22 protein-coding genes and 1 pseudogene are annotated in these 25,883 nt (G+C 63.6%); 12 read left to right on the forward strand and 11 right to left on the reverse strand.

What is annotated here, in order from left to right:
- The 4 genes and pseudogenes from IVA98_RS37305 to IVA98_RS26015 all read right to left on the reverse strand — a co-directional run bounded on the left by IVA98_RS37305 (nucleotide 1) and on the right by IVA98_RS26015 (nucleotide 4,101).
- Nucleotides 1–1,281 carry a TRAP transporter large permease gene (locus IVA98_RS37305; RefSeq protein WP_247303394.1) on the reverse strand — a complete coding sequence of 427 codons (1,281 nt, stop codon included), beginning with the start codon at nucleotides 1,279–1,281 and terminating at the stop codon, nucleotides 1–3.
- 216 nt (nucleotides 1,282–1,497) lie between these two features.
- Nucleotides 1,498–1,977: pseudogene (locus tag IVA98_RS37310) on the reverse strand (TRAP transporter small permease); the annotation flags it as partial.
- Nucleotides 1,978–2,132: 155 nt separating this feature from the next.
- On the reverse strand, nucleotides 2,133–3,134 hold the full coding sequence (locus tag IVA98_RS26010; protein WP_247303083.1) for a DctP family TRAP transporter solute-binding subunit: 1,002 nt from the start codon (nucleotides 3,132–3,134) through the stop codon (nucleotides 2,133–2,135).
- A gap of 196 nt (nucleotides 3,135–3,330) precedes the next feature.
- Nucleotides 3,331–4,101, reverse strand: a complete 771-nt coding sequence (locus tag IVA98_RS26015; protein ID WP_247303085.1) for a methyltransferase domain-containing protein — start codon at nucleotides 4,099–4,101, stop codon at nucleotides 3,331–3,333.
- Nucleotides 4,102–4,243: 142 nt separating this feature from the next.
- Between IVA98_RS26015 and IVA98_RS26020 the strand changes: the two genes are divergently transcribed.
- The gene (locus tag IVA98_RS26020) at nucleotides 4,244–4,987 is read left to right on the forward strand and encodes an SDR family NAD(P)-dependent oxidoreductase (RefSeq protein ID WP_247303395.1); all 744 of its coding nucleotides are present in this window, start codon (nucleotides 4,244–4,246) and stop codon (nucleotides 4,985–4,987) included.
- Between the two features lie 285 nt (nucleotides 4,988–5,272).
- Here IVA98_RS26020 and IVA98_RS26025 read toward each other — a convergent pair whose 3' ends face one another.
- The 4 genes from IVA98_RS26025 to IVA98_RS26040 form a co-directional block, all read right to left on the reverse strand.
- Nucleotides 5,273–5,845 (reverse strand): DsrE family protein, encoded by a 573-nt coding sequence (locus IVA98_RS26025; protein ID WP_247355744.1) that lies wholly within the window; start codon nucleotides 5,843–5,845, stop codon nucleotides 5,273–5,275.
- Nucleotides 5,846–5,914: 69 nt separating this feature from the next.
- Nucleotides 5,915–6,544 carry a hypothetical protein gene (locus IVA98_RS26030; protein WP_247303089.1) on the reverse strand — a complete coding sequence of 210 codons (630 nt, stop codon included), beginning with the start codon at nucleotides 6,542–6,544 and terminating at the stop codon, nucleotides 5,915–5,917.
- Nucleotides 6,541–7,584, reverse strand: coding sequence for a TAXI family TRAP transporter solute-binding subunit (locus IVA98_RS26035; RefSeq protein WP_247303091.1), 1,044 nt, complete (start codon nucleotides 7,582–7,584; stop codon nucleotides 6,541–6,543). Before IVA98_RS26035 ends, IVA98_RS26030 begins: the two co-directional genes overlap by 4 nt.
- 63 nt (nucleotides 7,585–7,647) lie before the next feature.
- Nucleotides 7,648–9,240, reverse strand: coding sequence for a coiled-coil domain-containing protein (locus IVA98_RS26040; protein WP_247303093.1), 1,593 nt, complete (start codon nucleotides 9,238–9,240; stop codon nucleotides 7,648–7,650).
- Nucleotides 9,241–9,463: 223 nt separating this feature from the next.
- On the opposite strand from IVA98_RS26040, the gene IVA98_RS26045 reads away from it, so the two are divergent.
- The 3 genes from IVA98_RS26045 (at nucleotide 9,464) to IVA98_RS26055 (ending at nucleotide 12,472) form a co-directional block, all read left to right on the forward strand.
- Nucleotides 9,464–9,604: a hypothetical protein gene (locus IVA98_RS26045; protein ID WP_247355745.1), complete on the forward strand. Its 141-nt coding sequence runs from the start codon at nucleotides 9,464–9,466 to the stop codon at nucleotides 9,602–9,604.
- Nucleotides 9,605–9,722: 118 nt separating this feature from the next.
- Nucleotides 9,723–10,700, forward strand: coding sequence for an NADPH:quinone oxidoreductase family protein (locus IVA98_RS26050; RefSeq protein ID WP_247303095.1), 978 nt, complete (start codon nucleotides 9,723–9,725; stop codon nucleotides 10,698–10,700).
- A gap of 383 nt (nucleotides 10,701–11,083) precedes the next feature.
- Nucleotides 11,084–12,472 (forward strand): MFS transporter, encoded by a 1,389-nt coding sequence (locus IVA98_RS26055; protein ID WP_247303098.1) that lies wholly within the window; start codon nucleotides 11,084–11,086, stop codon nucleotides 12,470–12,472.
- A gap of 15 nt (nucleotides 12,473–12,487) precedes the next feature.
- Here IVA98_RS26055 and IVA98_RS26060 read toward each other — a convergent pair whose 3' ends face one another.
- Nucleotides 12,488–14,092, reverse strand: a complete 1,605-nt coding sequence (locus tag IVA98_RS26060; protein ID WP_247303100.1) for a B12-binding domain-containing radical SAM protein — start codon at nucleotides 14,090–14,092, stop codon at nucleotides 12,488–12,490.
- 333 nt (nucleotides 14,093–14,425) lie between these two features.
- On the opposite strand from IVA98_RS26060, the gene IVA98_RS26065 reads away from it, so the two are divergent.
- The 7 genes from IVA98_RS26065 to soxA are packed head-to-tail and all read left to right on the forward strand — an operon-like array spanning nucleotide 14,426 to nucleotide 20,410.
- Nucleotides 14,426–14,875 (forward strand): (2Fe-2S)-binding protein, encoded by a 450-nt coding sequence (locus IVA98_RS26065; protein ID WP_247279253.1) that lies wholly within the window; start codon nucleotides 14,426–14,428, stop codon nucleotides 14,873–14,875.
- Between the two features lie 12 nt (nucleotides 14,876–14,887).
- The gene (locus IVA98_RS26070) at nucleotides 14,888–17,074 is read left to right on the forward strand and encodes a xanthine dehydrogenase family protein molybdopterin-binding subunit (RefSeq protein WP_247303103.1); all 2,187 of its coding nucleotides are present in this window, start codon (nucleotides 14,888–14,890) and stop codon (nucleotides 17,072–17,074) included.
- 53 nt (nucleotides 17,075–17,127) lie between these two features.
- Nucleotides 17,128–18,399, forward strand: a complete 1,272-nt coding sequence (locus IVA98_RS26075; protein WP_247336144.1) for an NAD(P)/FAD-dependent oxidoreductase — start codon at nucleotides 17,128–17,130, stop codon at nucleotides 18,397–18,399.
- Nucleotides 18,392–18,844: a sulfur oxidation c-type cytochrome SoxX gene (gene soxX, locus IVA98_RS26080; RefSeq protein ID WP_247336140.1), complete on the forward strand. Its 453-nt coding sequence runs from the start codon at nucleotides 18,392–18,394 to the stop codon at nucleotides 18,842–18,844. Before IVA98_RS26075 ends, soxX begins: the two co-directional genes overlap by 8 nt.
- An 8-nt stretch (nucleotides 18,845–18,852) precedes the next feature.
- Nucleotides 18,853–19,320, forward strand: coding sequence for a SoxY-related AACIE arm protein (locus IVA98_RS26085; protein WP_247303109.1), 468 nt, complete (start codon nucleotides 18,853–18,855; stop codon nucleotides 19,318–19,320).
- The gene (soxZ, locus tag IVA98_RS26090; RefSeq protein WP_247303111.1) at nucleotides 19,320–19,637 is read left to right on the forward strand and encodes a thiosulfate oxidation carrier complex protein SoxZ; all 318 of its coding nucleotides are present in this window, start codon (nucleotides 19,320–19,322) and stop codon (nucleotides 19,635–19,637) included. The genes IVA98_RS26085 and soxZ overlap by 1 nt, the downstream gene beginning before the upstream one ends.
- Nucleotides 19,634–20,410, forward strand: coding sequence for a sulfur oxidation c-type cytochrome SoxA (soxA, locus tag IVA98_RS26095; protein WP_247303112.1), 777 nt, complete (start codon nucleotides 19,634–19,636; stop codon nucleotides 20,408–20,410). Before soxZ ends, soxA begins: the two co-directional genes overlap by 4 nt.
- A gap of 18 nt (nucleotides 20,411–20,428) precedes the next feature.
- On the opposite strand, the gene IVA98_RS26100 is transcribed toward soxA, so the two are convergent.
- Both IVA98_RS26100 and IVA98_RS26105 read right to left on the reverse strand, forming a co-directional pair.
- The gene (locus tag IVA98_RS26100; protein ID WP_247303114.1) at nucleotides 20,429–21,127 is read right to left on the reverse strand and encodes a cysteine hydrolase family protein; all 699 of its coding nucleotides are present in this window, start codon (nucleotides 21,125–21,127) and stop codon (nucleotides 20,429–20,431) included.
- 117 nt (nucleotides 21,128–21,244) lie between these two features.
- Nucleotides 21,245–22,198 carry a hypothetical protein gene (locus IVA98_RS26105; protein WP_247355746.1) on the reverse strand — a complete coding sequence of 318 codons (954 nt, stop codon included), beginning with the start codon at nucleotides 22,196–22,198 and terminating at the stop codon, nucleotides 21,245–21,247.
- 162 nt (nucleotides 22,199–22,360) lie between these two features.
- On the opposite strand from IVA98_RS26105, the gene IVA98_RS26110 reads away from it, so the two are divergent.
- Entirely contained in the window at nucleotides 22,361–25,834 is a 3,474-nt protein-coding gene (locus IVA98_RS26110; RefSeq protein ID WP_247355747.1) for an indolepyruvate ferredoxin oxidoreductase family protein, read from the forward strand.
- The last annotated feature ends 49 nt before the right edge of the window (nucleotides 25,835–25,883 follow it).

Below are 25,883 nucleotides of genomic sequence, written 5' to 3' on the forward strand. Positions count from 1 at the left end.
CTACATCCCCAGCAGCCTCGGCAGCCACAACGACAGACCCGGCCAATACGTCACGACCACCAGGAAGCACAGCATCGTCAGCAACCAGGGCCACACCGCGACGGTGAGCTCGGTGATGCCCATCTTGGCGATACCTGATGCGACGTAGAGATTGAGGCCGACGGGCGGATGGCACAGCCCGACCTCCATATTGACCGTCATCAGGATGCCGAAATGAATCGGATCGATGCCGAGCTTGACCGCGACCGGAAACAGGATCGGCGCCATGATCAGGATGATCGAGGACGGCTCCATCACGTTGCCCGCCAGCAGCAGCAGGAGGTTGACGAGCAGCAGGAAGCCGATCCAGCCCAGGCCCTGGTCGATCATCCATTGTGCCAGCGCCTGCGGCACGTTCTCGTAGGTCATCAGGAACGAGAACAGCACCGCGTTGGTGATGATATAGAGCAGCATCGCCGATAGGTTCGCCGACGACAGCAGAACCCGCGGCACGTCGCGCAGCTTCAGATCCTTGTAGATGAACACTGCGACGATGAAGGCGTAGACCGCGCTGACGGCGGCAGCTTCCGTCGGCGTGAACAGGCCGCTATAGATGCCGCCGATCACGATGACGATCAGCAAAATGCCCCAGATCGATTTGCGAAATGCGTCGAGACGCTGGAGGAACGTAGCCTTCGGCATCCGCGGATAGTCGTTGCGCCAGGCCCGATAGAATGTCGTCGCCCCAAGCAGCGAGGCCAGCACCAACCCCGGCACGATGCCGGCGATGAACAGCTTGCCCACCGAGCTGTTGGTGGAGACGGCGTAGAGAACCATCGGGATCGACGGCGGAATGAGAATGCCGAGCGAGCCGGAGGTCGTGATCACTCCCGCCCCGAACCGCTTGGGAAATCCTTGCGCGACCATCGCAGGCAGGATCACCGAGCCGATCGCCACCACGGTCGCCGGCGAGGAGCCGGAAATCGCCGCGAACAGCGCGCAGGCGACCACGCCGGAGAGTGCGAGGCCGCCGTACCAATGGCCGACCAGCGCGGTCGCGAACGTGATCATCCGGCGTGCCACGCCGCCATGGGTCAGGAAGTTGCCGGCGAGAATGAAGAACGGGATCGCCATGATCTCGAAATTCTCGATGCCGGTGAACAGCTTCAGCGCCACCGATTCCGTGCGCACGTCGGTCAGCGTGAACATGAAGCTGAGCACGGTCAGACCAAGCGCGATCGAGATCGGCATGCCCGTCAGCATCAATGACAGCAGCAGCGCGAACACGATGGCGACGCGCAGGCCTTGCGGCAGTGTGATGACGTGGCCGGCATGCGCAAAGCACAGGGCGACGATCAGAACCGGCAGCAGCATCAGGATCCAGCCGAGCGGGCTGCGCTCGTCCCTGGCGACCTGGCTGGGCGTGACCGGGGCCGGATGCACCGGATCCGCTTCGACGCCCTCGACGCCCGCCATGTCGTGATGCGGCAGCTCGCCGGTGCGGTAGAACGACCACGCTACTTGCAGGAAGCGGAAGCACATCAGGCCGGAGCCGAGCGGGATGGTGAGATACACCATCCACATCGGCGCTTCGAGATCGTTGGACTGCTGGCCCGTCTGCCACATCTGGCCGACGAACGCGGCCCCGAAATAGCCCACGATGGCGGTGAAGAGCGCGCCGCACAACAGCCCGAAGGTGATAACGCGACGGCGCGATCCGCCCGGAAGGATGTTGACGAGCACGTCGACGCCGACATGGATGCCGGTGCGCACGCCGTAGGCCGCGCCGAACTTCGCCATCCAGATGAACATGTAGATGCAGAGCTCTTGCGCCCAGGACAGGTCGAGCGAAGCAAGCCACACGAACACAGCGCGCGCGGGTACGGCGAGGAAAGCCAGGTTGCGGGCTTCGGCCCATTTGGCGATATCGATCGACAGCCCTGCCCCGTAGCGGTGCAGCACGGCGACGAAGATCAGAAACGTCGCAGCCGCGATCATCGTCGCGATCAGCCATTCCTCGAGATGATCGAGAAAACGATTCAGTACCCGCAGCAACTTGGTCCCCCCAGCATTGGCTCGTCCATTCAAGAGCGAAACGGCCGGGAGTGCGATCACCCCCGACCGTTGTTATTGTTCTTATTAGGGCGCGGCCGTCAGTTCATCTTGACGTCGAGTTCCTTGGCGAGGAGATCGAGCACCTCCTGCCCGACCCGGCCCTTCGCCCATTTGTAGGTCGGCTGCATCGCCTCCTGCCACGCTTTGCGATCGGCGTCGCTGAGATAATGCAGCGTCGTCTTGCCCGTCTTCTTGATCTCGGCCAGCGCGTCCTCGTTCTCCTGGCGCGCGATCGAGTTGGTGTAGTCGGTCGCCTCCGCCATCGCCTTGTCGAGCTGGGTGCGGATGTCGGGCGGCAAGCCCGACCAGAATTTCGAGTTGACGATGACGGCATATTGCAGATGCGCGTGATAAGAGACGGTGATGTCCTTCTGCACCTCGTAAAACTTTTGCGTCAGATAGTTGGACGCCGTGTTCTCGCAGCCGTCGACCACGCCGGTCTGGAGCGCCTGATAGACTTCGGAGAACGCCATGATCTGCGGGATCGAGCCGACCAGGCGGAAATACTGGTCGGCAATCTTCGATCCCGAGATGCGGAACTTGAGGCCCTGGAAATCGGTCGGCTTCATCAGCGGGCGATTGGCGGAGACCATGTGGAAGCCGTTGTCCCAATAAGCGAGCCCGGTGATGCCCTTGGCCTCGAGCTTCTGGAACAGCCACTTGCCGACCGTGCCCTTCATCGCGTTGGCATAGGTCTGGTCGTCCTTGAACAGCCACGGCAAGTCGAGCGCCTCGAACTCCTTGATGCCGAGTGGCGCGAATTTCGCGGTCGACGGCGCGAGCATCTGCACCGAGCCGAGCTGGAGCGCCTCGATCTCCTCCTTGTCCTTGTACAGCGTGGAGTTCGGATAGACCTCGACTTTGACCTTGCCGTCGGTGTACTTCTCAGCGAGCTCCTTGAATTTCAGCGCGCCCTTGCCCTTCGGAGTATCGTTGGCAACGACGTGGCTGAACTTGATGACGACGGGGTTCTGGGTCTGGGCAGCGGCGGAGGCCACGAGAATGGCCGTGGCGGCGACCGCAACAAGCAGCTTGCGCATGAAGTAACCTCCCAACAACCTCGAAAGCCGGGTTCTTTTTGTTTTTCAGGTCAGTAGTGGCAGCAATCTGCCACCCGAACAACTAGACCTAAGCCCAATTTGCCGCAGCCAAGCTAACTTGACGGCGGCCGGGTGCGCAACCCGGAGCCCGCTACAGTGCAAGGAAGCGAGCGCTTATGCCGCATTGCGGCAGCCATCAGCTTTTGCGCTGGGCGACTATGAAGAGACGCCGGAACGGGAACAGCGTCTGCCCCGCCGCATTCTTCGGATAGGCCTTTGCAACGCGCATCCCATAGGCCGCTTCGAACGCGGCCTTCTCATCTCCCTGCAACACATCGAGATAGCGCGTCAGCCAGGTCCCCTTGGTCCATTCCTTCACGGGGTTCTCGCCTTCGAGCACTTGCAGATATTCCGTCTCCCAGATGTCGATATGGGCCGACATCGGTGCAAGCAGATCATGATATAAGGCCGGCGCTTCGACCGGCGGTGGCGTAACGAGATGCGCGACCTTGGACCGCCAGGGACCATTCAGCGCGGTCTCGCCGATCAGCACGTGCGACGGTGCGGTGAAGTTGCGCGGCATCTGCACCGCGAGCATGCCGCCGGGGGTCACCTTCTCCATCACCGACGGAAACAGCGCCGCGTGATTGGGCAGCCAGTGCAGTGCGGCATTGGAATAGATCAAGTCGTACTGTTTGGCAGGGCGCCAGTGGCCAAGATCCTCATGCGACCATTCCACGTCGGGCGCGGCCTTGCGTCCCGCCGCGACCATCTCGGCCGAGCCCTCGACTCCCGTCACGGTGGCCTCAGGCCAACGCTCCCTAATCAGTTTCGTCACGTTGCCGGCGCCGGCGCCGAGATCGGCGATCGCGCGCGGTGCGAAATCCGGAATCCGCATCAACAGATCTACGGCGGGCCGGAGCCGGTGGCCGGAGAACTTCAGATATTGCTGCGGGTCCCAAACCATCGCTCGCGCCTTTTCTTTTTCGTGTTTCCTTCGCCGAAGCTTCTGGTTACCACTGCTAGTCCCGGTCGGGCAATTCGCAAGGCCGCAGGACGGGGCAGGAAACGAAAGCAACAGCCAGAAGCAATCGAGAAGGCGTGTGACCATGGACCTCGGGCTCAAATCGAAAACCGCTGTCGTCACGGGCGCGAGCATCGGCATCGGCCGCGCCATCGCCAAGGGCCTTGCCGCCGAAGGCGTGCGCGTCGTGGGCGTGGCGCGGCGGAACGCCCTGCTCGCCGAACTGGTGAAAGAAGTCGGCGGCGGGTTGATTGCTCCGTTCGAGCAGGACGTGATGGCGAAGGACGCCGCCGAGAACATCGCGGCCTTCGCCGTGCGCGAGCTCGGCCATGTCGACATCCTCGTCAACAATGCCGGTGGCAGCCGTCCGCTGCCCGTCGATGCGCCCGACAGCAAATGGGACGAGGCGATGGCGCTGAATTTCACCAGCTACCGCCGCATCGCGCACGCGCTGCTGCCGCAGATGATCGAACGCAAATGGGGCCGCATCGTCAATATCACGGGCAAGTCCGAGCCGGAGGGCCTGAACGCCGCCTTCGCCGCCAAGGCCGCCGTGCACGCCTGGGCCAAGGGCCTGTCACGCGAGATCGGCGCGCACGGCATCACCATCAACTGCATCCCGCCCGGCCGCATCATGAGCGAGCAGATCCGCCGCAACTACCCGCCGGATTATCGCGAGCGCTTTGCCGAGGAAGAGATCCCGGTCGGCTATTGGGGCGAGCCGGAGGATCTCGCCGCGCTCGCGGTGTTCCTGGCATCACCGGTGGCGCGCTACATCACGGGCACGGTGATCCCGGTGGACGGCGGCTTGCGGAGATATCAGTTTTAGGGCGGGCTGCTGATCCGCTCGGCCCGCGAATGCATGCGGGGTGCGGTTTGCTGGCAGGGCCGTCGCATATGATCTCTTGGAACGGCCTAAGCAAGCGCCTCGTCCTTCGAGACGACCGCTTGCAGCGGTCTCCTCAGGATGAGGCTAATTGGCATCGAGCCCGTTGAACTGCTGCCGCACACTCCGCCCTCATCCTGAGGAGCCCGCCAAAGCGGGCGTCCCGAAGGATGGGCCGCAGAGAATCCTGCTTGCCATATGCGATTGCCCTGGGTTTGCGGGCGGACCTCACGGTTTGACGTAGCTCCAGCCCTGTTCCTGCAGCTCCATGACACGGACGACACCGGATTTGACAATTGTGGCCTGTGGAATCAGGCTTATGTCCTTGTTCTCCGCCTTACGCATGTTTTCCTGCGTGTTGCCGCAAGCCTTGAAGGCGATTTCGGGATTGCTCATCGCGAGCACCTCGATCCGAGGCTTTACCGGCGAGGTGTCGTCACGCAGCATGTGAAGACCTGGGCCAAAGGTGACAACCTCGATCGATACTGGTTCACCGCGATCGCGGTAGTATTGCGCGACGTTGGTCGCATTGTTGAGTGTGAGGTTCATCATCGCAGGTTCGTTGGAATTGACCTGCAGGATCAGCCGGTGCGGCTTGCTGGCGCTCTCCGTTTTTGTCGCCTGCGTCACCATCGTGTTGTTCGCAGCGGCCTGCTTGCTCGTGTGGTTATGCTCCGGCTTTCTCGCCTGCTTCTGTCGTGCCGGATGCTTCGGGTAGCTCGCGTGACTGTTCGCACTCGCCTGCGGGAGCCACTGGTTGTCCTGCTGCGCCTGCGCGCTTGGTCCGACCAGAAGCAGCATCGCCAAGCCGCTGATGACGGCCGTCGTCAAGTTTGGATTGATCATCTCGTGTCTCCCGTTCCCTGACCATCACTTTCCTGGTCTGGCGACGGCATGTGGCCATTTGCATGCAGCCCCCATTTTTTTGCGCACATTCTTGAATCCGCTGAGCAGGAAGTGTCCTTCTTGCACCGCGCCAGTACGGGTGGAAAGACGCACATCGATGTAACCGTCATCGGGCAGCGACCTCAGCAATTGCACGACGTCGCCGCCGAAAGCGACGCCAGAGCCGAATGACGGCGAGGCTGCCGTGAGTTGCATTGGCGGCTCCGCATTGAGCTGAAAGGTGACGACGTATTCGTTTGCATTGCGTGACACCGTCGGTCCTGTGACCATGACTTCCGTGCGGCCTTTGCGGCAGTGGATTGCGAGTTGCATCGCCGCGCCATCCGAGCCGCCAATGGAAGAGGTGGTGGCGGTGACGATTGGTGAATAGTCGACCGGCGAAGTGGTCTCGCTGACCAGCCAGCTATCGTCCGACGCCCGCCGGCCGGGCGGCGGAATCTTGCGGGACAGATCTTGTAGACATTCCAGCCGGACCGCCCCCTCCATCGCCGAACAAGTCCGAAGTGCTTCCATGGGATCACTCGTGTTTTGCGCGTAAGCGATTCCGCAGGCGACGTTCAAGGCGAGGGCGATCGGAGGAGCGGCAGTCTTCATGGCCTCGCCTGTACGCTGCGCGCCTTGCGATCCAACCATACCTGCGCAGCTCGGAAGCGGGTGAGCCCTGGAACCTCTGCCGCGAGATTGATCGACTGCCATTTCGGATCGAAGCCTGGAGCCTGCAGGCGGTCGATTCGCGAGAACAGGTACTCGACAAGGCGCGCCACGCGTTGGTAGCGATTCGAACGTTGCGGCCAGTTGAAGGCAACGAGCGCTGTCGGCACCGCGATGGTCGAGACCCGCTCGCCTTGCCTGATCAGATTGGGATACTCATTGGCGTCCAGGCTCGCGGGCAGATAATAGTCCTCGAACTTGCTGTCGTAAGGGACCGGGAGGAACTTGAATCCAGCCTCCCAGCGGCCCTTTACGAAGGCGTCGACCGGTTTCGATGTGATGAACACCACGGCCGACATCTCGCCCTTGCGCATCTGTTCCAAGGCCACTTGATGCGGAATGAATGTCTTGTCGACATCGATGCCGAGACGGCTGAAGATCAGTGGTCCTGAATAGGCGGCTGCGGTGCCCAGAGTGTTGAAGTTCACTTTCTTGCCGGCAAGATCCTGCAGAGTCGCGATTTCCGGTCGCACGAAAATGTGCAGTTCGGATGGGAAGAGATTGAGCAGATACGTGATGCGGCTTCGGATCTGCGGTGCCTGAACCTTGTACTCTTCGAGTGCGTCGGAATTGATGATGGCGGTATCGACGCCACGCAAGTAGAGCAGCGCATTCAGATTGTCGGTGGCGCCCCGGGTGACGATCGGCAGGAGATGCAGGTCTGCTCCGTCATCGACGACGCGAGCCATTTCTGCGGCGAGGCGGATCGGCGCGCCCTCGAGCAGGCCGCTGGCGAGCCCGACCGTCCAGGCGTTCATCCGGTCTTTTTCGTTCTCTAGCGGGAGCGGCCGTCGGACCATTTGCGCCTCGGCCCTGGCGCTTTTTCCGGTTTGCGCTTCCAGGCGAGCCGGCTGAAGCATCGAGGCGAATGTCGTCAGCGCGGCGAGCAGAAGCAACGAGGTTGAATTTGGCACCCTGTTCATGTCGTTCCCTTCTGGATCATCTGTCGCAACCTTTCGTCCCGCCGCAATGCAACGGGCCGATTCTCAGCGCCGCAGCGCATCCAGCCGTTCCTTCGCTTCGCGAATACCGCCCCGGTGTGCCTTCGCGTAGAGTTCTCGCGCCTTGGCCGCTTCGCCGCGCGTTCCATAAGTCCCCCAGGCGGATAAGACCGCCGGATCATAAGTCTCCGCGAGCATGAAGCTTGCCTGCGCAATGTCCTTCTCAGCCGCGAGCTCGAGGACAATCCGCGCTGCACCGATATTTCCCTGGTCGAGCAATGCCCTGGCGCGCGGGATCAATCGGGCCTCCGCCTCGTTTTGATTTGCGGCTGTCGGCGCCTCTGGTACGGTCACTTCCACGTTCTGCCTCGCCGGCAAGAGGACGCCTTCATTCGTTTGCTCCACCGGCAGGCGCACATCGGTCAGGCCCGTTGCCGATGCGCCGGCTCTTTCCCGAGCTTCCACCGCGCTCCGCTCCTGTTGCAGCGACTGCCGCAACTCGGCAATCTCGCGCGTCGTTGCCTGTCTCTGCTGCGAGGCCGCATCGGCCGCCTCGCGCAATTGCACGTTCCGGGTTTCGATCTCACGGCGCGTTTCCGCAAGTTCTCTCGCGAGCGCGGTTGCATGCGCCTGGGCCTCTTCGAGAGCGCGACGTTGTTGTTCGGCATTGGCCGTCATCGCTTGCGCTACTTTGGCTCCCGCGACGAGGTCGGCGTTCTTCTGCCGCTCGTCTTGCAAAGGCTGCCGCAACTCCGCAATCTCCCGCTCCGCCGCCTCGCTTTGTTCCGCTGCCGCAGCTTCCGCCATGAGCGATCCGCGAGGTATTCCGGCGAGTTCGCTCGCGAGTGCGGCGGCGCGTGCCTGCGCCTCGTGGCGTTGTTGCTCAGCGCTCGCTGCTGCTGCCTGCGCGGTGTTCGCCTGCTTCACGAGCAGGCCGCTTCTTTGCCGCTCCTGCTGAAGGGACTGCTGCAGTTCTGCGATCTCGCCCGCCGCCGCCTCTCTCTGCTGCGCGGCCACTTCGTCCGCCTTTCGGGATTGTGCCTTACCAGCATCGATCTCGCGGCGGGCTTCGGCAAGTTCGTTCACGAGCGCGGCGCTGTGGGCTTGCTCCTGTTGAAGTGATTTCCGCAGCTCCTCCGCGGCGACTTCCACCGTCTGCGTGCGCAGGACTTGCTCGTCGAGCACTCGGTGCGCCTCGGCCAGCTGATTGGCGAGTGCTTCAACGCGCGGAGCGTTTTCGTCCAGCCGCTGCTGAGCTCGAACCACGCTTGCCGGCTCCGCGTGCATCAGGGCTCCGGCCGTTTCGTGCTGAAGGAGAGCTAGCGATCCGGTCGTGATTTCCGGCCGCTGATCGAGGCTGAGGGCGCTCTCACTGCCGATGCGCGTCATGTCCGGTAACGTTTGCGCATTGAAGGGCTCGAACACACCGAGCAGGGAAGCGCCAACTAGGATGATGGGAACAAAAATGGCAACCGCCACCAGCCAACTGCCCGATCGTTCCTCCTCTGGATCGGCATCCTCGATTACCGGACACCAATGGGTCGGCGCAGGATTGATGGGAGAGCCGTCCTGCCAGACCCATTTGCCCGCCTCCGATGACCAATGGCCAACCTCAACAGCCCCGGTCGCATCTTCCACCCAGATGCATTCTCCGTTCCTCGGTGCAGTATCAATTGGTCGGCGCATGGATCAGGCCTCGTTCGACAGCGAGTCCGTTGCGGCGAATAGCTCGACCTGTTCGCACGGTTTCAGTCCTCGCCCAAAACACCCTTAGATCGAAATAACCACTTATAATTATTAAATATTTAAATGTATTAACCATATAATTTTGACGCTGTACAAAAGTCAAATTAAATCATGCATGCGGGCACGGACCGCACCAGCGCATCGCCTGAAGCAAGTCTGGTCCGTCTCGGCGGATCTCCAGGCCGACAACCGCCGCGATCTGGCGCTGTTCAAGGTCAGCCGTCAGCAGATGGACTTCCAGCGAAGGTTCGTTTGATGAAGTTCGAAGGCAACCGATGGGCGCTATTGCCGGAGGAGGAAGCGAACAATACCATTTGCTTTTCGAGCGGCAGCGGAGCTTCGTCCTCGCCCGACGCCAGGTTTGGGAACGAGTCATGAGAGCAGTTGTCGTCGAAAACTACGATCGCATTGAAAACATCGCCATCAAGGAGGTCGCGAGGCCGGAGCTGTCGCCAGGGCGCGTCAGGGTTCGGGTCCAGGCGGCCGCGGTCGGGTTCGTGGACGGCTTGAAGGTGCAGGGCCTCTACCAGACCAAGGACCCTCTGCCTTTTACGCCCGGCTCGGAATTTGCGGGCGTCGTCGATGAGGCGGCTTCCGATGTGGCGGGCTTTGCACGAGGGACGCCGGTCATCGGGATGGTCCGAAACGGCGGCCTTGCAGACTATATTTGCGTTCGGGCCGCAGACCTCTTCGTGACGCCGAATGGCATCGATCCAGAAACGGGCGCCGCCTTCTTTGCCAACTATCTCACGGCACTCTATGCGCTCAGTGCGCGGGCCAAGCTGGTCAGCGGCGAGACACTTCTGGTTTTGGGTGCTGCGGGCGGCGTCGGCATAGCCGCCGTTCAAGTCGGAAAGTTGCTGGGCGCGCGAGTGATCGCGGCGGCATCCACCGAAGACAAGCGAAGATTTGCGATCAGGTTCGGCGCGGATGCCGCCCTGGACTACACGGGTGAGAAGTGGCGCGACGAGCTCAGCGAGCTGACAGGGGGTCACGGCGCCGATGTCATCTATGATCCGGTCGGCGGGGACCTGAGCCTTCAGGCGTTTCGGTCGATCGCGTGGAACGGCCGGCACCTCGTGATCGGCTTTGCCTCAGGGACCATTCCGGCGCTGCGGTTCAACCTGCCCCTCCTGAAAGGGGGTGCGCTGCTGGGCGTGGACCTGGCCCAGATCGGCCGTCGAGAGCCGGAGGTACGAGACCGTTCGGTTGCCCAATTGTTTGACTGGCTCAGCAACAAGACGCTTATTCCGGTTGTCGGAAAGGTTTTCCCTTTCGAGGAATTCCGGGATGCGTTCGCGGCGATGACAACGCGCTCCGCCCTCGGGAAGATGGTTGTCCGGATCAGTTGACGACAGCGGGCATCGAGTCGGCGCGTGACGACAAGATGATCGGATCTGCTGCTCGCAAAGTGGACCGCGCATTCCAGCCGAACCTATGCGGTCCCTGGGCCCAGCGATGGCAAGCTAGCATCCTGCCGGTGTTTTGCCCGACGTGTCAACGTCGCCGCGACGGCGGATGTCGTCCCGATGCAGCTTGAAAATTCCCTTATCGATCAAACCCATCCCTACTGTGCATGGGGTTGTTTTCGCACTTTTGTCTGAGCGCCCAGCTGCGGGCGTGCGCATACACAGCATGCATGCTTGTCTCTGTGGCAGGCGGCCCGGCCGTAGTACATGCCGAAAGCCCCTCAACACGCCGCCGGTGCAATGCGCAAGGCAATGACAATAACGCAATGACAATCACGTTACCTGCCGCAGCGCGCGAGCCCGATCACACCATTTCCGATGGCCTGCCGGCCGCGCAGCGGCGCTGGGCCATCGCCGCGATCTTCACCGCGTTGGCGATGGCCTCGCTCGACACCGCGATCGCCAATATCGCCCTGCCCGCCATTGCCGCCGACCTGCACGTCACGCCGGAGCAATCGGTCTGGGTCGTCAACGTCTATCAGATCGCGCTGGTGGCGACGCTGTTGCCGCTCGGGGCGCTCGGCGAGATCGTCGGGCACCAGCGCATCTATCTCGGCGGCCTGATCCTGTTCACCATCTCCTCGCTGTTCTGCGCGGTGGCCTGGTCGCTGGACAGCCTGCTCGTCGCACGCACGCTGCAAGGCCTAGGGGCCAGCGGCATCATGAGCGTCAACACTGCCTTGGTCCGCTTCGTCTATCCCGGCCGGATGCAGGGCCGCGGCTTCGGCCACAACGCGCTGGTGGTTGCGACCGCCTTCACCTTCGGGCCGTCCATTGCATCGGCGATCCTGGCGCTCGGCCCGTGGCCATGGCTGTTCGCCGTCAACATCCCGTTCGGCCTGATCGCGATCGGCATCGGCTTTGCAATGCTGCCGAAGACACCGCGCGCCGATCACGGTTTCGACTTTCTCGGCGCGATCCTGGCGTCCGCCTGTCTCGGCCTGTTCATCATCGGCATCGGCAGCGCCGCGCATAATTTGTCGCCGGTGGTTGTCGGCATCGAGTTGGTCTCGGCGCTCGCGCTCGGAATCATCCTGACGCGCCGCCATGCCGGCCATCCCGCGCCGATGCTGCCGATCGACCTGTTCAGCCGGCCGATGTTCGCGCTGTCGGCGGCAACCGCGGTGTGCTCCTTCGCCGTGCAGGGCCTCGCCTTCGTCTCGCTGCCGTTCTACTTCGAGGACGTGCTCGGGCGCTCACAGGTCGAGACTGGATTCTTCATGACGCCATGGCCGCTGGTGGTCGGCATCATGGCGCCGATCGCCGGGCGCCTATCCGACCGCCACGCGGTCGGCCTGCTCGGCGGCATCGGCCTCGTGCTGCTCGGCCTCGGCATGGCGCTGCTCGCGATGCTGCCGGCCAATCCCGCCATTGCCGACATCATCTGGCGGATGGTGATCTGCGGCATGGGATTCGGCTTCTTCCAGGCGCCGAACATGAAGGCGGTCATGTCGAGCGCGCCGCCGCATCGCAGCGGTAGCGCCTCCGGCATCGTCGCCACCGCGCGCCTGACCGGGCAGACCACGGGCGCGGCGCTCGCCGCGGCCTGCTTCGCGCTCGCAGGCCACGACGGCACGACATTGGCGCTGGCGCTCGGCGCAGGCTTTGCCGCGCTCGGCAGCGTGATGAGCTTCCTGCGTCTGGCGGTGAAGTAGGCTCTCGAGCAGGTGTCAAGCCGCCGTCACGTCGACAATCGCCGGAGTGACGGTTTCGTTGTCCAGCGCCGCCAGGCGCTCATCGATGGCAGCGATGACCTTGCGCGAGAACGGTCCGAGATGGGCGTAGGCGGCGATCATCTGCACGGCGATGCGCGCCGATGAGGTATCGCGCTTGGCGCAGTTCATGAAAGTCTGCCACAGCGGCCCGCGCGCCTCGGGAAGGGCGGTGACCACACGGTGCACCGTCTCCATCGCGCCGAGCTTGGCGCGCTTGTCGCCTTCCGCGAGTTCGTGGCGCTGCCTGGAACGGTCGAGCAGCGTCATCAAGCGGTCGACGCGTCCTGCATAGGACGAAGGGCTGTAGATGTGCTCGAGTACCCGCTTGTAATCCGTCAGGATGTCACGCAGCGGGCGCACCGGATCGAAGTTGATCCCGGCCGTGCACTGATCGGCGCCGATCGTCGGCGCCACATCGTGGCCCGGATGTAGCCGGCCTTCCCGCTCCAGGCGGCGCGTCAGCTGCGTGTTCGGCAAGGCATAGAGCAGGCCGACCATGCTGACGGGGATCGCTGCCTCCTCGATGAAATCGATCATCGCCTCCGCCATCGAGACCTTCTCGTTGTCGAATCCGACGATGAAGCCCGCGGTGACGAGAATGCCGGCGGCGTAGATCTTGTGGATGCTCTCGGCGATATTGCGCCGCGTGTTCTGCTTCTTCCGCATCGCGACCAGCGTCGCCGGATCAGGGCTCTCAATGCCGACGAAGATGCCAAAGAAATTGGCCGCCCCCATCAGCTCCAGGAGCTCCGGATCGTCGGCGAGGTTGACCGAGGCTTCGGTGGAGAATTCGAACGGATAGCCGTGGGCGCGCTGCCATTCGGCGAGCTGGGGCAGGAACAGCCGCAGCGACTTCTTGTTGCCGATGAAATTGTCGTCGACGAAGTCGAGATGGCCCCGATAGCCCATCTGGTAGAGCGTATCGAGCTCGCGCAGGATCTGCTCGTTGGTCTTGGTCCGCGGCACGCGTCCGTAGAGCTCGATGATGTCGCAGAACTCGCAGGTGAACGGACATCCGCGGGAATACTGCACCCCAAGATAGAGATAGTCCTCGAACTTGAGCAGGTCGAAACGCGGAACCGGCGTCGTGGTGACGTCGGCCTGGAATTTCGGCGCGGTGAAGACGCCTGACCGGGCGCCGCTGTCCCAGGCCGCAATGAATTCGTCGATGACGCTCTCGGCCTCGCCGAGCACCCGGAAGTCGGCCCGCTCATAGATGTGGGGGCTCGAGGTAGGATCGGGACCGCCGACGACCACCGGCTTGCCGGCGGCGCGGCAGAGCTCGATCAGGCGCAGCGTGTCGGCCTGCTGCGGCAACATTCCGCCGGTGAAGACGACGTCCGCCCAGGCGAGATCTTCGTCGCTGAAGGGCGCCGTGTTGCAATCGATCAGCCGGATCGTCCAGCTCTTGGGGAGCATTGCGGCGACGGTGATCAACCCCAAAGGGGCGGCCGGGCGCTTGACGCCCAGCACCTTGCAAGATTCGCCAAAGGTCCAGAAGGACTCTGCCGAGAACAGCGGGTAGAGCATCAGTACGTTGCAGGGACTCGGCACGTTCATGGAACTCCTGTTGGCGGCGGCGCAGTGTACCAAAGTGCCTGCGTCTTGCATCCCGCAAAAGGGACAAACTGTCGCCGCTGTGCTGCGGCGGCGGTCCAGCCTGGAACCGGCGTTCACGGCCGGACGTCGCGTTAAGCCGCGGATTGGCGCCCACGGAAGAGGCGTCAGCTCGAATCGATCGAGAAGGGATGAGGCAAAACAGCGCTTCGGTCCATCCTCTGGAGTGGCAGTGCAATAGCTACCCTCGGACTGTTGATTTGAACAGTTCCAGTTTGCCCGACACATTGCGCCCCTGAGTTCAATCGGTGGATTGGGCCAATCAGGGGACTTGCGATGGCAAATCTAACAATCAACGGAAAAACCTTCACGCTCGACGTCGAGCCGGATACGCCGCTGCTCTGGGCGATCCGCGAGAACGCCGGCCTGACCGGCACCAAATACGGTTGCGGCATTGCACAATGCGGCGCCTGCACGGTTCACATCGATGGCGTGGCGATGCGCTCCTGCGGCGTTTCCGTCAGTGAGGCCGAGGGCAAGAAGATCACCACGATCGAAGGGCTCGCCTCCGGAGATTCGCTGCACAAGGTGCAGGAAGCCTGGATCGCCCAGGACGTGCCGCAATGCGGCTATTGCCAGAGCGGCATGATCATGGCGGTGGCCGCGCTCTTGAACGAGAAGCCGAAGCCGACCGACGCCGACATCGACGAGGCCATCACCAATATCTGCCGCTGCGGCACCTTCGCCCAGGTGCGCGAGGCGATCCACACGATCGCAAGCGCTTAAAGGAGCCGCAACATGAACAAGCATGTCTCGCCCCAAATGAACCGTCGTGCCTTCGTCATCGGCACGGCCGCGGTCGGCGCAGGCCTCGCAATCGGCCTCGACATCCCGTTCGGCGGCCCCGCCGTGGTCCGCGCCGCCGACGGCTCGCCTGAGATCGGCGCCTGGGTCGTGGTCCGGCCCGACGACACCGTGGTGATCCGCATCGCCCGTTCGGAAATGGGTCAGGGCTCGCTGACCGGTCTCGCCCAGCTCGTCGCCGAGGAGCTCGAATGCGACTGGACCAAGGTCACGACCGAATATCCAACGCCCGGCCAGAGCGTCGCCCGCAAGCGTGTCTGGGGCGATTTCTCGACCGGCGGCAGCCGCGGCATCCGCTCCTCGCAGGACTATGTCCGCAAGGGTGGCGCCACCGCGCGCGTGATGCTGATCCAGGCCGCCGCCGATGCGTGGAAAGTGCCGGCATCCGAATGCACGGCCGCGAACAGCGTCATTACCCATACACCCTCGGGCAGGACCACGACCTACGGCAAGGTCGCCGAGGCTGCGGCCAAGCTTAGTCCGCCGGCGGACGTCAAGCTGAAGGATCCGAAGGACTGGAAGCTGATCGGCAAGGGCGTGAAGCGGCTCGACACCGCCGACAAGACCACCGGCGCCATGATCTACGGCATCGACGTCAAGCTGCCCGGCATGTTGAACGCCGCAATCAAGGATTGCCCGGTGTTCGGCGGCAAGCTGAAGAGCTTTGACGAGGCCAAGGTCTCCGACATGAAGGGCGTCAAGAAGGTCGTCAAGGTCGGCGATACCGCGGTTGCGGTCGTTGCCGATACCTGGTGGCACGCCAAGACCGCGCTGGAGGCGCTGCCGATCGTCTGGGACGAGGGCGACAACGCCAAGGTCTCCAGCGAGTCGATTGCGAAATGGCTGGCCGAGGGCCTCGACGATTCGCAGCCGGCCTATGTCGGCAACAAGAACGGCGACGCCAAAGCGGCAATCGCCGGTGCCGCCAAGAAGATCGAGGCCGTCTATAGCTACCCGTACCAGAACCACGCCACCATGGAGCCGATGAACGCCACGGCGCTCTACACCGCGGACAAATGCGAGGTCTGGTGCGGGACGCAGAATGGCGAGGCGGCGTTCGCGGCGGTGCTGGAGGCGTCGGGCCTGCCGGCGGAGAAGTGCGACGTGCACAAGGTGATGCTCGGCGGCGGCTTCGGCCGGCGCGGTCAGACAGACTATGTCCGCCAGGCGGTCATGATCGCCAAGCAGATGCCGGGCACACCGATCAAGCTGTTGTGGTCGCGCGAAGAGGACATGGCGCACGGCAAGTATCACCCGATCACCCAGTGCAAGATGACTGGCGCGTTCGATGCCGACAACAATCTGATCGCGCTGCACTACCGCCTGTCCGGGCAATCGATCCTGTTCTCGCTACGCCCCGAAGCGTTGCAGAATGGCATGGATCCGGCCGCATTCCAGGGCGTCGCCCAATCGGGCGAGGCCGCGTTCGGCTACTCGGTGCCGAACTTGCTGATCGAGCACGCGATGCGTAACCCGCACGTTCCGCCCGGCTTCTGGCGCGGCGTCAACGTCAATCACAACGCGATCTATATGGAATGCTTCATGGACGAACTGGCCGAGGCCGCAGGCCAGGACCCGCTCGAATTCCGCCGCAAGCTGATGGGCAATCACCCCAAGCACCTCGCGGTGCTCAATGCCGTGGCCGAGAAGATCGGCTGGAGCACGCCGGCGCCGCAGGGCGTCTATCGCGGCATCGCGCAGGTCATGGGCTATGGCAGCTATGTCGCCGGCGCCGCCGAAATCTCGGTGACCGATGGCAGCAAGATCAAGGTGCATCGAATCGTCGCCTCCACCGATCCCGGCTACGTCGTCAATCCGGCTCAGGTGGAGCGGCAGATCGCTGGCTCCTTCGTCTATGGCCTCTCCGCGCTGTTCTACGGCGGCTGCACTGTCAAGGACGGCAAGATCGAGCAAACCAACTTCGACACCTACAACTCGATGCGCATCAACGAGATGCCGAAGGTCGAGACGGTGATGGTGCCGAGCGGCGGGTTCTGGGGCGGCGTCGGCGAGCCGACCATCGGCGTCGCGGCGCCGGCGGTGCTCAACGCCTACTTCGCGGCAACGGGCAAGCGCATCCGCTCGGTGCCGCTGCGCGACCAGAACATCACCTTCGCCTAAGAGAGCGCTGCGGCTGCCACAACGGCAGCCGCAGCATTTTCCGGACAAGTCTCATGAATGCGCCGGTGACACGGCGGAATGCCGTCCTCGGCATCACCGCTGCGGCCACATCGCTCGCCGCACCTTCGATCCTGCGCGCGCAATCGGCGGGCCGCGTCGTCGTGGTCGGCGGCGGCTTTGGCGGCGCGGCCTGTGCCCGCGCGCTCAAGCGTGCCGACGCGAAATTGCAGGTGACCCTGATCGAGCCGAACAAGACCTTCATCTCCTGCCCCTTCAGCAACGAGGTGATCGCGGGCCTGCGCGAGATCGAGGCGCAGCAGTTCGGTTACGACAAGCTCACCGCCGAGGGCATCAGTGTCGTCGCTCAGGCTGCGACGGCCATGGACACGCAAAAGCGCAGCGTGACGGCGGCCGATGGCGAAGCGTTCGGTTATGACCGTCTCGTGCTATCGCCCGGCATCGACTTCCATGTCGAAGCGCTGCCCGGCTATGACGACGCCGCGTCGGAAAGGATGCCGCACGGCTGGAAGGCGGGTGCGCAGACACTGCTACTGCGCAAGCAATTGGAGGCGATGGCGGACGGCGGCACCGTCGCGATCGCAATTCCCGCCAATCCCTCGCGCTGTCCGCCAGCGCCTTACGAGCGTGCCAGCCTGATTGCGCATTACCTGAAGACGAACAAGCCGCGCTCGAAGGTGCTGATCCTCGACGCCAAGGACAGTTTCTCGCAGCAGCGGCTGTTCGAAACGGCATGGAAGGAGCTCTACGGCGATATGATCGAGCGCGTCGCGCTATCGCAAGGCGGCCGCGTCACGTCGGTCGATGCCGCAACCAGAACCATCGTCACCGAGTTCGGCAACTACACCCCTGACGTTGCCAATGTGATTCCGCCGCAGCGCGCAGGGCGCATTGCCGAAATCGCAGGCGCTGCGGATGCAACCGGCTGGTGCCCGATCGATCCCATTACCTTCGAGTCAAAGCTCGTCAAGAATGTCCACGTCATTGGCGATGCCTGCCTCGGCGGCGGCATTCCCAAATCGGCTTCCGCTGCAAGCGCGCAAGGCAGGGCTTGCGCCGCTGCCATCGTGAACCTCCTTGCCGGCCGTGCGCCGGAGACGCCACGGCTCACCGGCGTCTGCTACAACATTGTCGCTCCCAGCTACGGCTTTTCACTTGCCGGCAATTACCAGCCGAAGGGCGACATCTTTGCGGAGGTCGAAGGCGGCGCGACCAGCCCCGTTGACGCGCCGCGCGAGCTTCGCGCGCGCGAGGCGATTGAGGCCGAGCATTGGTTTCAAACCATCACGGCGGACACCTTTGGCTAGAGCATCCGTTCCTATCGCAGCGCTGATCGTCACCAGTCTCGCCCTGGCCTGCGGTGCAAGAGCCGAAGAGCTCGCGCCCTACACAATCATCGGCGACGGCATTCCTGAATCACTCACCGGCGCGCCCGGCGATGCCGTGCGCGGCCGCGCGCTGGTGCTGGCTCGCACGACGACATGCATCCTCTGCCATTCCGGTCCATTCCCGGAAACGCAGTTCCAGGGCGATCTCGCGCCCGATCTCACCGGTGCCGGGAACCGGTGGACGGCGAGCCAGTTGCGGCTTCGTCTGGTCGATGCCTCGCGCTTCAACCCGCAGACCATCATGCCGTCCTATTATCGCAATGACGGGCTTGTGCGCGTCGGGCGCAATTTCGCCGGCAAGCCGATATTGTCGGCCATCGAGATCGAGGACATCGTGGCCTATCTTGCAACGCTTCGAGACTAGGATCGCTCATGCCAACCACGCGACGACAATTCTTAAGCCTCGCCGGCAGCGTGACGGCCGCCGGCACGATCCCGATCGTCACGCTTCGGCCAGTCGAGGCGACACCGGCAATGCTCAACACCGCGATCCGCAACGTCGTCGGTGAGGCACAGATTCGCACCGGCAAGATCAAGCTCGACATCCCGCCGCTGGTCGAGAACGGCAATACCGTGCCGTTGACGGTGAGCGTCGCAAGTCCAATGACGGCCGCGGACTACGTCAAGAGCATCCACGTCTTCAACGAGAAGAACCCGCAGCCGAACATTGGCAATTTCCATCTCGGTCCCTCCTCCGGCCGCGCCCAGGTCTCGACTCGGATTCGGCTCGCCGACAGCCAGAAGGTGGTCGCGATCGCGCGCCTTTCCGACGACACGTTTTGGCAGGTCGCCGCCGACGTCGTCGTGACGCTGGCCGCCTGCACTGAGGAGATGAACTGATGGCAGCGCTCATCAATGTTCCGGCCAAGGCCAAACGCGGCGAGATCATCGAGATCCGCACGCTGACTTCACACACGATGGAGACCGGCTTCCGCCACACCGCAGCCGGCGCGCTGGTGCCGCGCGACATCATCACGAGCTTCACGTGCCGCTACAACGGCACCGAGATCTTCCGCGCGGATCTATTCCCGGCGATCGCCGCGAACCCTTATCTGTCGTTCTTCACGGTCGCCAAGGACAGCGGCAAGTTCGAATTCGAATGGATCGGCGACAACGGCTATTCGTCCACCGCATCGGCGTCCATCCTAGTCGAATGAGGTTTTGGCGCGCGATAGCGGTGGCGCTGACCGCCACGGTCCCTGCCCTGCTCGCCGGTGAAATCCCGCCCGAGGCACGTCGCTCCGGCTATTCCTTCATGGGACCCGACACGCGCGCGATGCAGGATGACGACACCTCCAATCCGGGCATGCTGTTCGTGCTCGACGGCGAGGCGCTGTGGGGGAAGAAGACCGGCCGTGCGCAGAAGTCCTGCGCCGACTGCCATGGCGATGCCCGCGGCAGCATGAAGGGCGTCGCGGCGCGCTATCCCGCCTTCGACAAGGCGCTCGGCCGCCCCGTCACGCTCGACCAACGCGTCAATCTCTGCCGTAGCAACCACCAGCAGGCTACGCCACTGCCATACGAGAGCCACGACCTGCTGGCGTTGTCCGCTTTCATCGCCCATCAATCGCGCGGCGTTCCGATCACCGCCGGCGACGATCCGCAAGTAAGACCCTTCGTCGACCAGGGCCGCGACCTGTTCATGCAGCGCGAGGGCCAGCTCAATCTTGCCTGCTCCAATTGCCATGACGACAATTTCGATAAACGTCTCGCCGGTGCGCCGATCACGCAGGGACAGCCGACCGGATATCCACTCTATCGCCTGGAATGGCAGACGCTGGGTTCGCTGGAGCGACGGCTGCGCAGCTGCATGACCGGCGTGCGCGCCCAGGCTTATGATTACGGCTCGCCCGAGCTCGTCGCGCTCGAGCTCTATCTGATGTCGCGGGCGCGCGGCTTGCCAATGGAGACGCCGGCGGTGCGGCCGTAAGTGATAACTGGCCGTCGTCTAGCCCGTCGAAGTCTTCATCGCCACCAGGATGGCGGCCGAATCCGCGACCCAGCCGAAGATGCCGCCCTGAGCCTTGATCATCTTCAGGCCCATTTCGTGAAACTCGGGAAAGTAGGATGCGCAGCCGTCGGAGATGACGACGCAGCGATAGCCGCGGTCATTGGCCTCGCGCACCGTGGTGTGGACGCAGACCTCCGTGGTGACACCGCACACGAGCAAGTTTTCGATGCCGTATTTCTCCAAGACGTCGCCGAGCTCGGTGGCGTAGAACGCACCTTTGCCCGGCTTGTCGATCACGATCTCACTGTCGAGCGGATAGAGTTCGGGAATGATATCGTGCCCGGCCTCTCCGCGAATGAGAATACGCCCCATCGGGCCGGGATCGCCGATGCGCAAGGACGGCGCGCCGCGTTCGACCTTTGCCGGCGGTGCGTCGGAGAGATCCGGCAGATGGCCTTCCCGGGTGTGGATCACCAGCATGCCGGTGTCGCGCGCCGCCTTCAGCACCGCGCCGATCGGATTCACCGCGCGCGCGAGCTGGCTGACGTCGTTGCCCAGCGTCTCACCGAAGCCGCCGGGCTCCATGAAGTCGCGCTGCATGTCGATAATGAGGAGCGCGGTGACGCGCCAGTCGAGCCCGATCGGCTCGGGCTCGGCGTTGATGATTCCCCGTGCCGGCTTGGTTGAGTTCAGCATGATGCCCCCCGCCCGAAACGCTGTATCGCAAACTTGTGCAAGCGCCGTGCCATTCGAAGCGACGCTCTCTGGTCTTGCTCCCGTTCTCACGGGAGAGGCGGACGCCACCGCTCGCCGCTACCCTCCCGCCCCATACAGCTGCCGATACTCGTCCTCGTATGGCGCGTACGACTCCTTCAGCGTAGCCATGTTCAGCAGCATGGTGGCGACCTGTGCATTCGCCTTGTCGAACACGCGCGTCTTGACCCAGGCGCTTTCGGTTCGCCGGCTGCCGGAGAGTGCGACCACCTCGCGCTCCACCTCATAGTCCTCGTCGACGAAGAGCGGGCCTTTCAGCAGGCGGATCTCCTGATCGGCGAACAGGCCGACCGCCGGCCCCTTGGCCGGCAGCGGATCGTCCTTGGAGCGGTACTGGAACAGCACGCTGAGCATCTCCATCGGGATGATCGGCTTGCGCCATGGATTGTCGGCGCCAGAGTAGTACGGAGAGCTCTCCGTGATGACCGCGAGTTTCTGCCGCAGCGAGAACGGGTAGAGATCGCCCATATTCTGATCAAATGCCATGCGGACAGTCTGCCATTTGCTGGTCTGCGCCACCTTCACGTCGCGCAGAATCACGGGATCGGTCAGCGGCTTGAGCTCGCCAAGGCGCGTCTCGAGCGCGGTCGCTACGTGCGGCTCGCCGACCGAGGCGGTGCCGCGCAGCACCTCGGTGCCGTCGCGCTTGACCATCTGGATCTCGCACTGGCGGGTAGCCGGCAGCGGCTTCGACAGGATTGCCTGCACCTCCTCACCCTCATAGCAGACGCTGCGGTAATGCGCGGAGAGGCACGCGGTTTCGAACCAAGCGCGCCCCCACAGCCGTTCGCCGAGCGGTGCGAACTGGCTGAAATGCGTGGGCCCCTCGATGGTGCCGCCCTTGAAGCCGAGCTTCTGCGCCGTGGCGTCGTCATGGATCGAGGCGTGCGCCTCGTAAGTTTGCGCTTGCAGCATCTGGCGCGGCCTGCGCCACGGTCCGATCAACGCCTGGGCCGTCTCAGTGATCTCGATGTCGAATGCGTTTGCAGCCATGGTGTTCTCCACAAGCAGCCATGACTAGCAGGAGCGCCACGGATGCGGCCAGCGATATTGACTTCGCCGACCCATGCTTTGACTGTCACAATTCGCGTCGCGCCGCGCAATCCCTCCCGCAGCACAGATCCCACGCCGAGCAAGAAGACGAGGACTTCCGAAATGACGCTAATGCAGGTCGAGCTGGACGATAAATACCGGCTCGAATCGAAGCGGATCTTCCTGTCCGGCACCCAGGCCCTGGTCCGCTTGCCAATGTTGCAGCGCGAACGCGACCGGCTTCAGGGGCTCAACACCGGCGGTTTCATCTCGGGCTATCGCGGTTCCCCGCTCGGGATGTATGACCACGCGCTGTGGCGCGCGAAATCGCATCTGCAGCAGCACGACATCGCCTTCGTCCCCGGCCTCAACGAGGACCTTGCGGCGACCGCGGTCTGGGGCAGCCAGCAGGTCGGGCTGTTTCCCGGCGCCAAGGTCGATGGCGTGTTCGGCATCTGGTACGGCAAGGGCCCCGGCGTCGATCGCTCGGTCGATGCGCTCAAGCACGCCAACGCCGCTGGCACCTCGCGCAATGGCGGCGTGCTGGCGCTGGCCGGTGACGATCATGGCTGCCAGTCCTCGACGCTGGCTCATCAGAGCGAGCAGGTGTTGGCGGCAGCGCTGATCCCGGTGATCAATCCCGCCACGCTTCAGGATTATCTCGACCTCGGCCTTTATGGCTTTGCGCTGTCGCGCTTCTCCGGCTGCTGGGTCGGCTTCAAGGCGATCAGCGAAACTGTCGAGAGCTCGGCCTCGATCTATAGCGACCCCGAGCGCATCCAGATCAGGCTTCCCGAAGATTTCGAGATGCCGGCCGGCGGTCTCAACATCCGCTGGCCCGATCCGCCGCTGGAGGCCGAGAGGCGCCTGTTCGGGCCGAAAATGGAAGCGGTGCAGGCTTTCGCCCGAGCCAACCAGCTCGACCGTATCGTGCTCGATTCCAAGCCGGCTCGGCTCGGCATCGTCGCGACCGGCAAGGCCTATCTCGATCTGCGCCAAGCGCTCGCCGACCTAGGGATCACCGACAAGGACGCGCAGGACCTCGGCCTTCGCATCTACAAGGTTGCGATGACCTGGCCGCTGGAAGAGAGCGGCGCCAAGCGTTTCGCCGAGGGTCTTCAGGACGTGCTCGTGGTCGAGGAGAAGCGCGGCTTCATCGAAGACCAGCTGATGCGCATCCTCTACAACATCGATGCTTCGAAGCGCCCGACTGTCACGGGAAAGCGCGACGAGCGCGGCGCGCCGCTGCTGCCGAGCGAGGGCGAGCTGACGCCCACCATCGTTGCCTCTGCGCTGGTGGCGCGGTTACGTAAGCTCGGCCATCATAGCCCGGTGCTGGAGCAGCGCCTCGCGCGGCTCGAGGCGTTCGACAACCCTGTTACCGCCATCACGCCGATCAAGCTCGCGCGCACGCCGTTCTTCTGCTCGGGCTGTCCGCACAACTCCTCGACGCGCGTGCCCGAAGGAAGCCGCGCCATGGCCGGCATCGGCTGCCACGGCATGGCCCTGAGCATGCCGACGCGCCGCACCGATCTGATCTCGCATATGGGCGCCGAAGGCGTGAACTGGATCGGCCAATCGCCCTTCACCACCGAGAAGCACATTTTTCAAAATCTCGGTGACGGCACCTATACCCATTCCGGACTTCTGGCGCTCCGCGCCGCTTCGGCTGCCGGCATCAACATCACCTACAAGATTCTCTACAACGATGCCGTCGCCATGACCGGCGGCCAGCCAGCCGAAGGCAGCTTTAACGTCGCGCAGATCGCGCACCAGGTCTGGGCCGAAGGCGTCAAGCGCCTCGCGATCGTCTCGGACGATCCGAGCAAGTATCCGCCAGGACATTACTTCCCGCAAGGCGCGACCATCCATCACCGCCGCGAGCTCGACGCCGTGCAGCGCGAGCTGCGCGACATCGAGGGCCTCACGGTCATCATCTACGACCAGACCTGCGCCGCCGAAAAGCGCCGCCGCCGCAAGCGCGGGCTCTATCCCGATCCCGCCAAGCGCGCCTTCATCAACGAGCTCGTCTGCGAAGGCTGCGGCGACTGCTCGCAGGCCTCCAACTGCGTCTCGGTGCAGCCGCTGGAGACCGAGTTCGGCCGCAAGCGCCAGATCGACCAGTCGAACTGCAACAAGGACTTTTCCTGCGTCGAGGGCTTTTGCCCGAGTTTTGTGACCGTGCATGGCGGCAGCCTGAAGCGCATGAAGACGTCAGCGGTCGATTCCGGCCAACTGTTCGCGGACCTGCCGCTGCCCCCAATGCGCGAGCTGGACCGCCCTTATAACATCCTCGTCACCGGCATCGGCGGCACTGGCGTCATCACCATCGGCGCGCTGCTCGGCATGGCCGCCCATGTCGAGGGCCGCGGCTGCTCGGCGCTCGATTTCACCGGACTGTCGCAGAAGAACGGCGCGGTGATGAGCCATGTCCGTATCGCGCCGAAGCCGGAGGATATCTCCGCCGTCCGCATCACCACCGGCGGCGCCGACGTCATCCTCGGCTGCGACATGATCGTCTCGGCCGGTGCGACCGCGCTGAGCCGCGCCGAGCGCGGCGTGACCAAGGCCTACATCAACGCCGATCTACAGCCGACCGCGAGCTTCGTGCAAAACCCGGATCTCGATTTCGAGATGGGAACGATGCAGACGGTGCTGCGCGATGCCGTCGGGGACAAGAATCTCGACATCATCGACGCGACGGGCGTTGCCGCCGCGCTGATGGGCGACAGCATCGCCACCAACCCCTTCATGCTCGGCTTCGCCTTCCAGAAGGGCGCGATCCCGTTGTCGCTGGAGGCCCTGCTCCGCGCCTTCGAGATCAACGGCACCGCGATCGAGATGAACAAGCGCGCCTTCACCTGGGGCCGTCTCGCCGCCCACGACATGTCGCGGGTGCGCAGCGTGCTCCAGTTCAAGAACAGGGCGGCCGCACCGACCAAGTCGCTCGACGACATCACCGCGATCCGCGCCGAGTTCCTGACTGGCTATCAGAATAGGGCATATGCCGAGCGCTACCTCGCAGCCGTCGCCAAGGTACGCAAGGCGGAGAGCGCGGCCACGCCGGGCTCCGCCGAGCTGACCGAGGCCGTCGCAAAGAACCTGTTCAAGCTGATGTCCTATAAGGACGAGTATGAGGTCGCACGGCTCTACACCGATGGCAGCTTCGCCAAGAAGGTGTCGGAAAAATTCGACGGCGACTTCACGCTGAAATACCATCTTGCCCCGCCGATCTTCGCGAAACGCGACAAGACGGGCCGGCTTCAAAAACAGGAGTTCGGCGGCTGGATGATCCACGCCTTCCGCGTTCTCGCGAAACTCAAGTACCTGCGTGGCACCGCGTTCGATCCGTTCGGCCGTACCGAGGAGCGCAAGACAGAGCGCAAGCTGATTGAAGACTATCTCGGCATGATCGATCAGCGGATCGCGGGACTGAAGGCAGAGCAGATCCCGCTGCTGGTGCGGCTTGCGCGCGTGCCGGAAATGATCCGCGGCTTCGGCCACGTAAAGGAAGCAAACATCAAACTTGCCTCGGCCGAGACGGCGCGGCTAGAAGCGGAGCTGGAGAACAGCCGCTTTGCCGCCGCGGCCGAGTAGCGGCGAGAGTGCGAAGCTCTCGCCCCGCGTCATTGCGAGTGGGGAACCG

The sequence above is a fragment of the Bradyrhizobium sp. 160 genome (assembly GCF_023073735.1).
Taxonomy (GTDB): Bacteria; Pseudomonadota; Alphaproteobacteria; order Rhizobiales; family Xanthobacteraceae; genus Bradyrhizobium.

What these genes read in the sequence shown, in the direction of transcription:
- IVA98_RS26050 (WP_247303095.1), top strand. Translation starts at nt 9,723, where the DNA reads ATGAGAGCAGTTGTCGTCGAAAACTACGATCGCATTGAAAACATCGCC.
- IVA98_RS26085 (WP_247303109.1), top strand. Translation starts at nt 18,853, where the DNA reads ATGCCAACCACGCGACGACAATTCTTAAGCCTCGCCGGCAGCGTGACG.
- IVA98_RS26020 (WP_247303395.1), top strand. Translation starts at nt 4,244, where the DNA reads ATGGACCTCGGGCTCAAATCGAAAACCGCTGTCGTCACGGGCGCGAGC.
- IVA98_RS26055 (WP_247303098.1), top strand. Translation starts at nt 11,084, where the DNA reads ATGACAATCACGTTACCTGCCGCAGCGCGCGAGCCCGATCACACCATT.
- IVA98_RS26025 (WP_247355744.1), bottom strand. Translation starts at nt 5,845, where the DNA reads ATGCTGCTTCTGGTCGGACCAAGCGCGCAGGCGCAGCAGGACAACCAG.
- IVA98_RS26060 (WP_247303100.1), bottom strand. Translation starts at nt 14,092, where the DNA reads ATGAACGTGCCGAGTCCCTGCAACGTACTGATGCTCTACCCGCTGTTC.
- IVA98_RS26075 (WP_247336144.1), top strand. Translation starts at nt 17,128, where the DNA reads ATGAATGCGCCGGTGACACGGCGGAATGCCGTCCTCGGCATCACCGCT.
- IVA98_RS26065 (WP_247279253.1), top strand. Translation starts at nt 14,426, where the DNA reads ATGGCAAATCTAACAATCAACGGAAAAACCTTCACGCTCGACGTCGAG.
- IVA98_RS26030 (WP_247303089.1), bottom strand. Translation starts at nt 6,544, where the DNA reads ATGAAGACTGCCGCTCCTCCGATCGCCCTCGCCTTGAACGTCGCCTGC.
- IVA98_RS26015 (WP_247303085.1), bottom strand. Translation starts at nt 4,101, where the DNA reads ATGGTTTGGGACCCGCAGCAATATCTGAAGTTCTCCGGCCACCGGCTC.
- IVA98_RS26035 (WP_247303091.1), bottom strand. Translation starts at nt 7,584, where the DNA reads ATGAACAGGGTGCCAAATTCAACCTCGTTGCTTCTGCTCGCCGCGCTG.
- soxA (WP_247303112.1), top strand. Translation starts at nt 19,634, where the DNA reads ATGAGGTTTTGGCGCGCGATAGCGGTGGCGCTGACCGCCACGGTCCCT.
- IVA98_RS26070 (WP_247303103.1), top strand. Translation starts at nt 14,888, where the DNA reads ATGAACAAGCATGTCTCGCCCCAAATGAACCGTCGTGCCTTCGTCATC.
- IVA98_RS26100 (WP_247303114.1), bottom strand. Translation starts at nt 21,127, where the DNA reads ATGCTGAACTCAACCAAGCCGGCACGGGGAATCATCAACGCCGAGCCC.
- IVA98_RS26105 (WP_247355746.1), bottom strand. Translation starts at nt 22,198, where the DNA reads ATGGCTGCAAACGCATTCGACATCGAGATCACTGAGACGGCCCAGGCG.
- IVA98_RS26045 (WP_247355745.1), top strand. Translation starts at nt 9,464, where the DNA reads ATGCGGGCACGGACCGCACCAGCGCATCGCCTGAAGCAAGTCTGGTCC.
- IVA98_RS26110 (WP_247355747.1), top strand. Translation starts at nt 22,361, where the DNA reads ATGACGCTAATGCAGGTCGAGCTGGACGATAAATACCGGCTCGAATCG.
- IVA98_RS26010 (WP_247303083.1), bottom strand. Translation starts at nt 3,134, where the DNA reads ATGCGCAAGCTGCTTGTTGCGGTCGCCGCCACGGCCATTCTCGTGGCC.
- soxZ (WP_247303111.1), top strand. Translation starts at nt 19,320, where the DNA reads ATGGCAGCGCTCATCAATGTTCCGGCCAAGGCCAAACGCGGCGAGATC.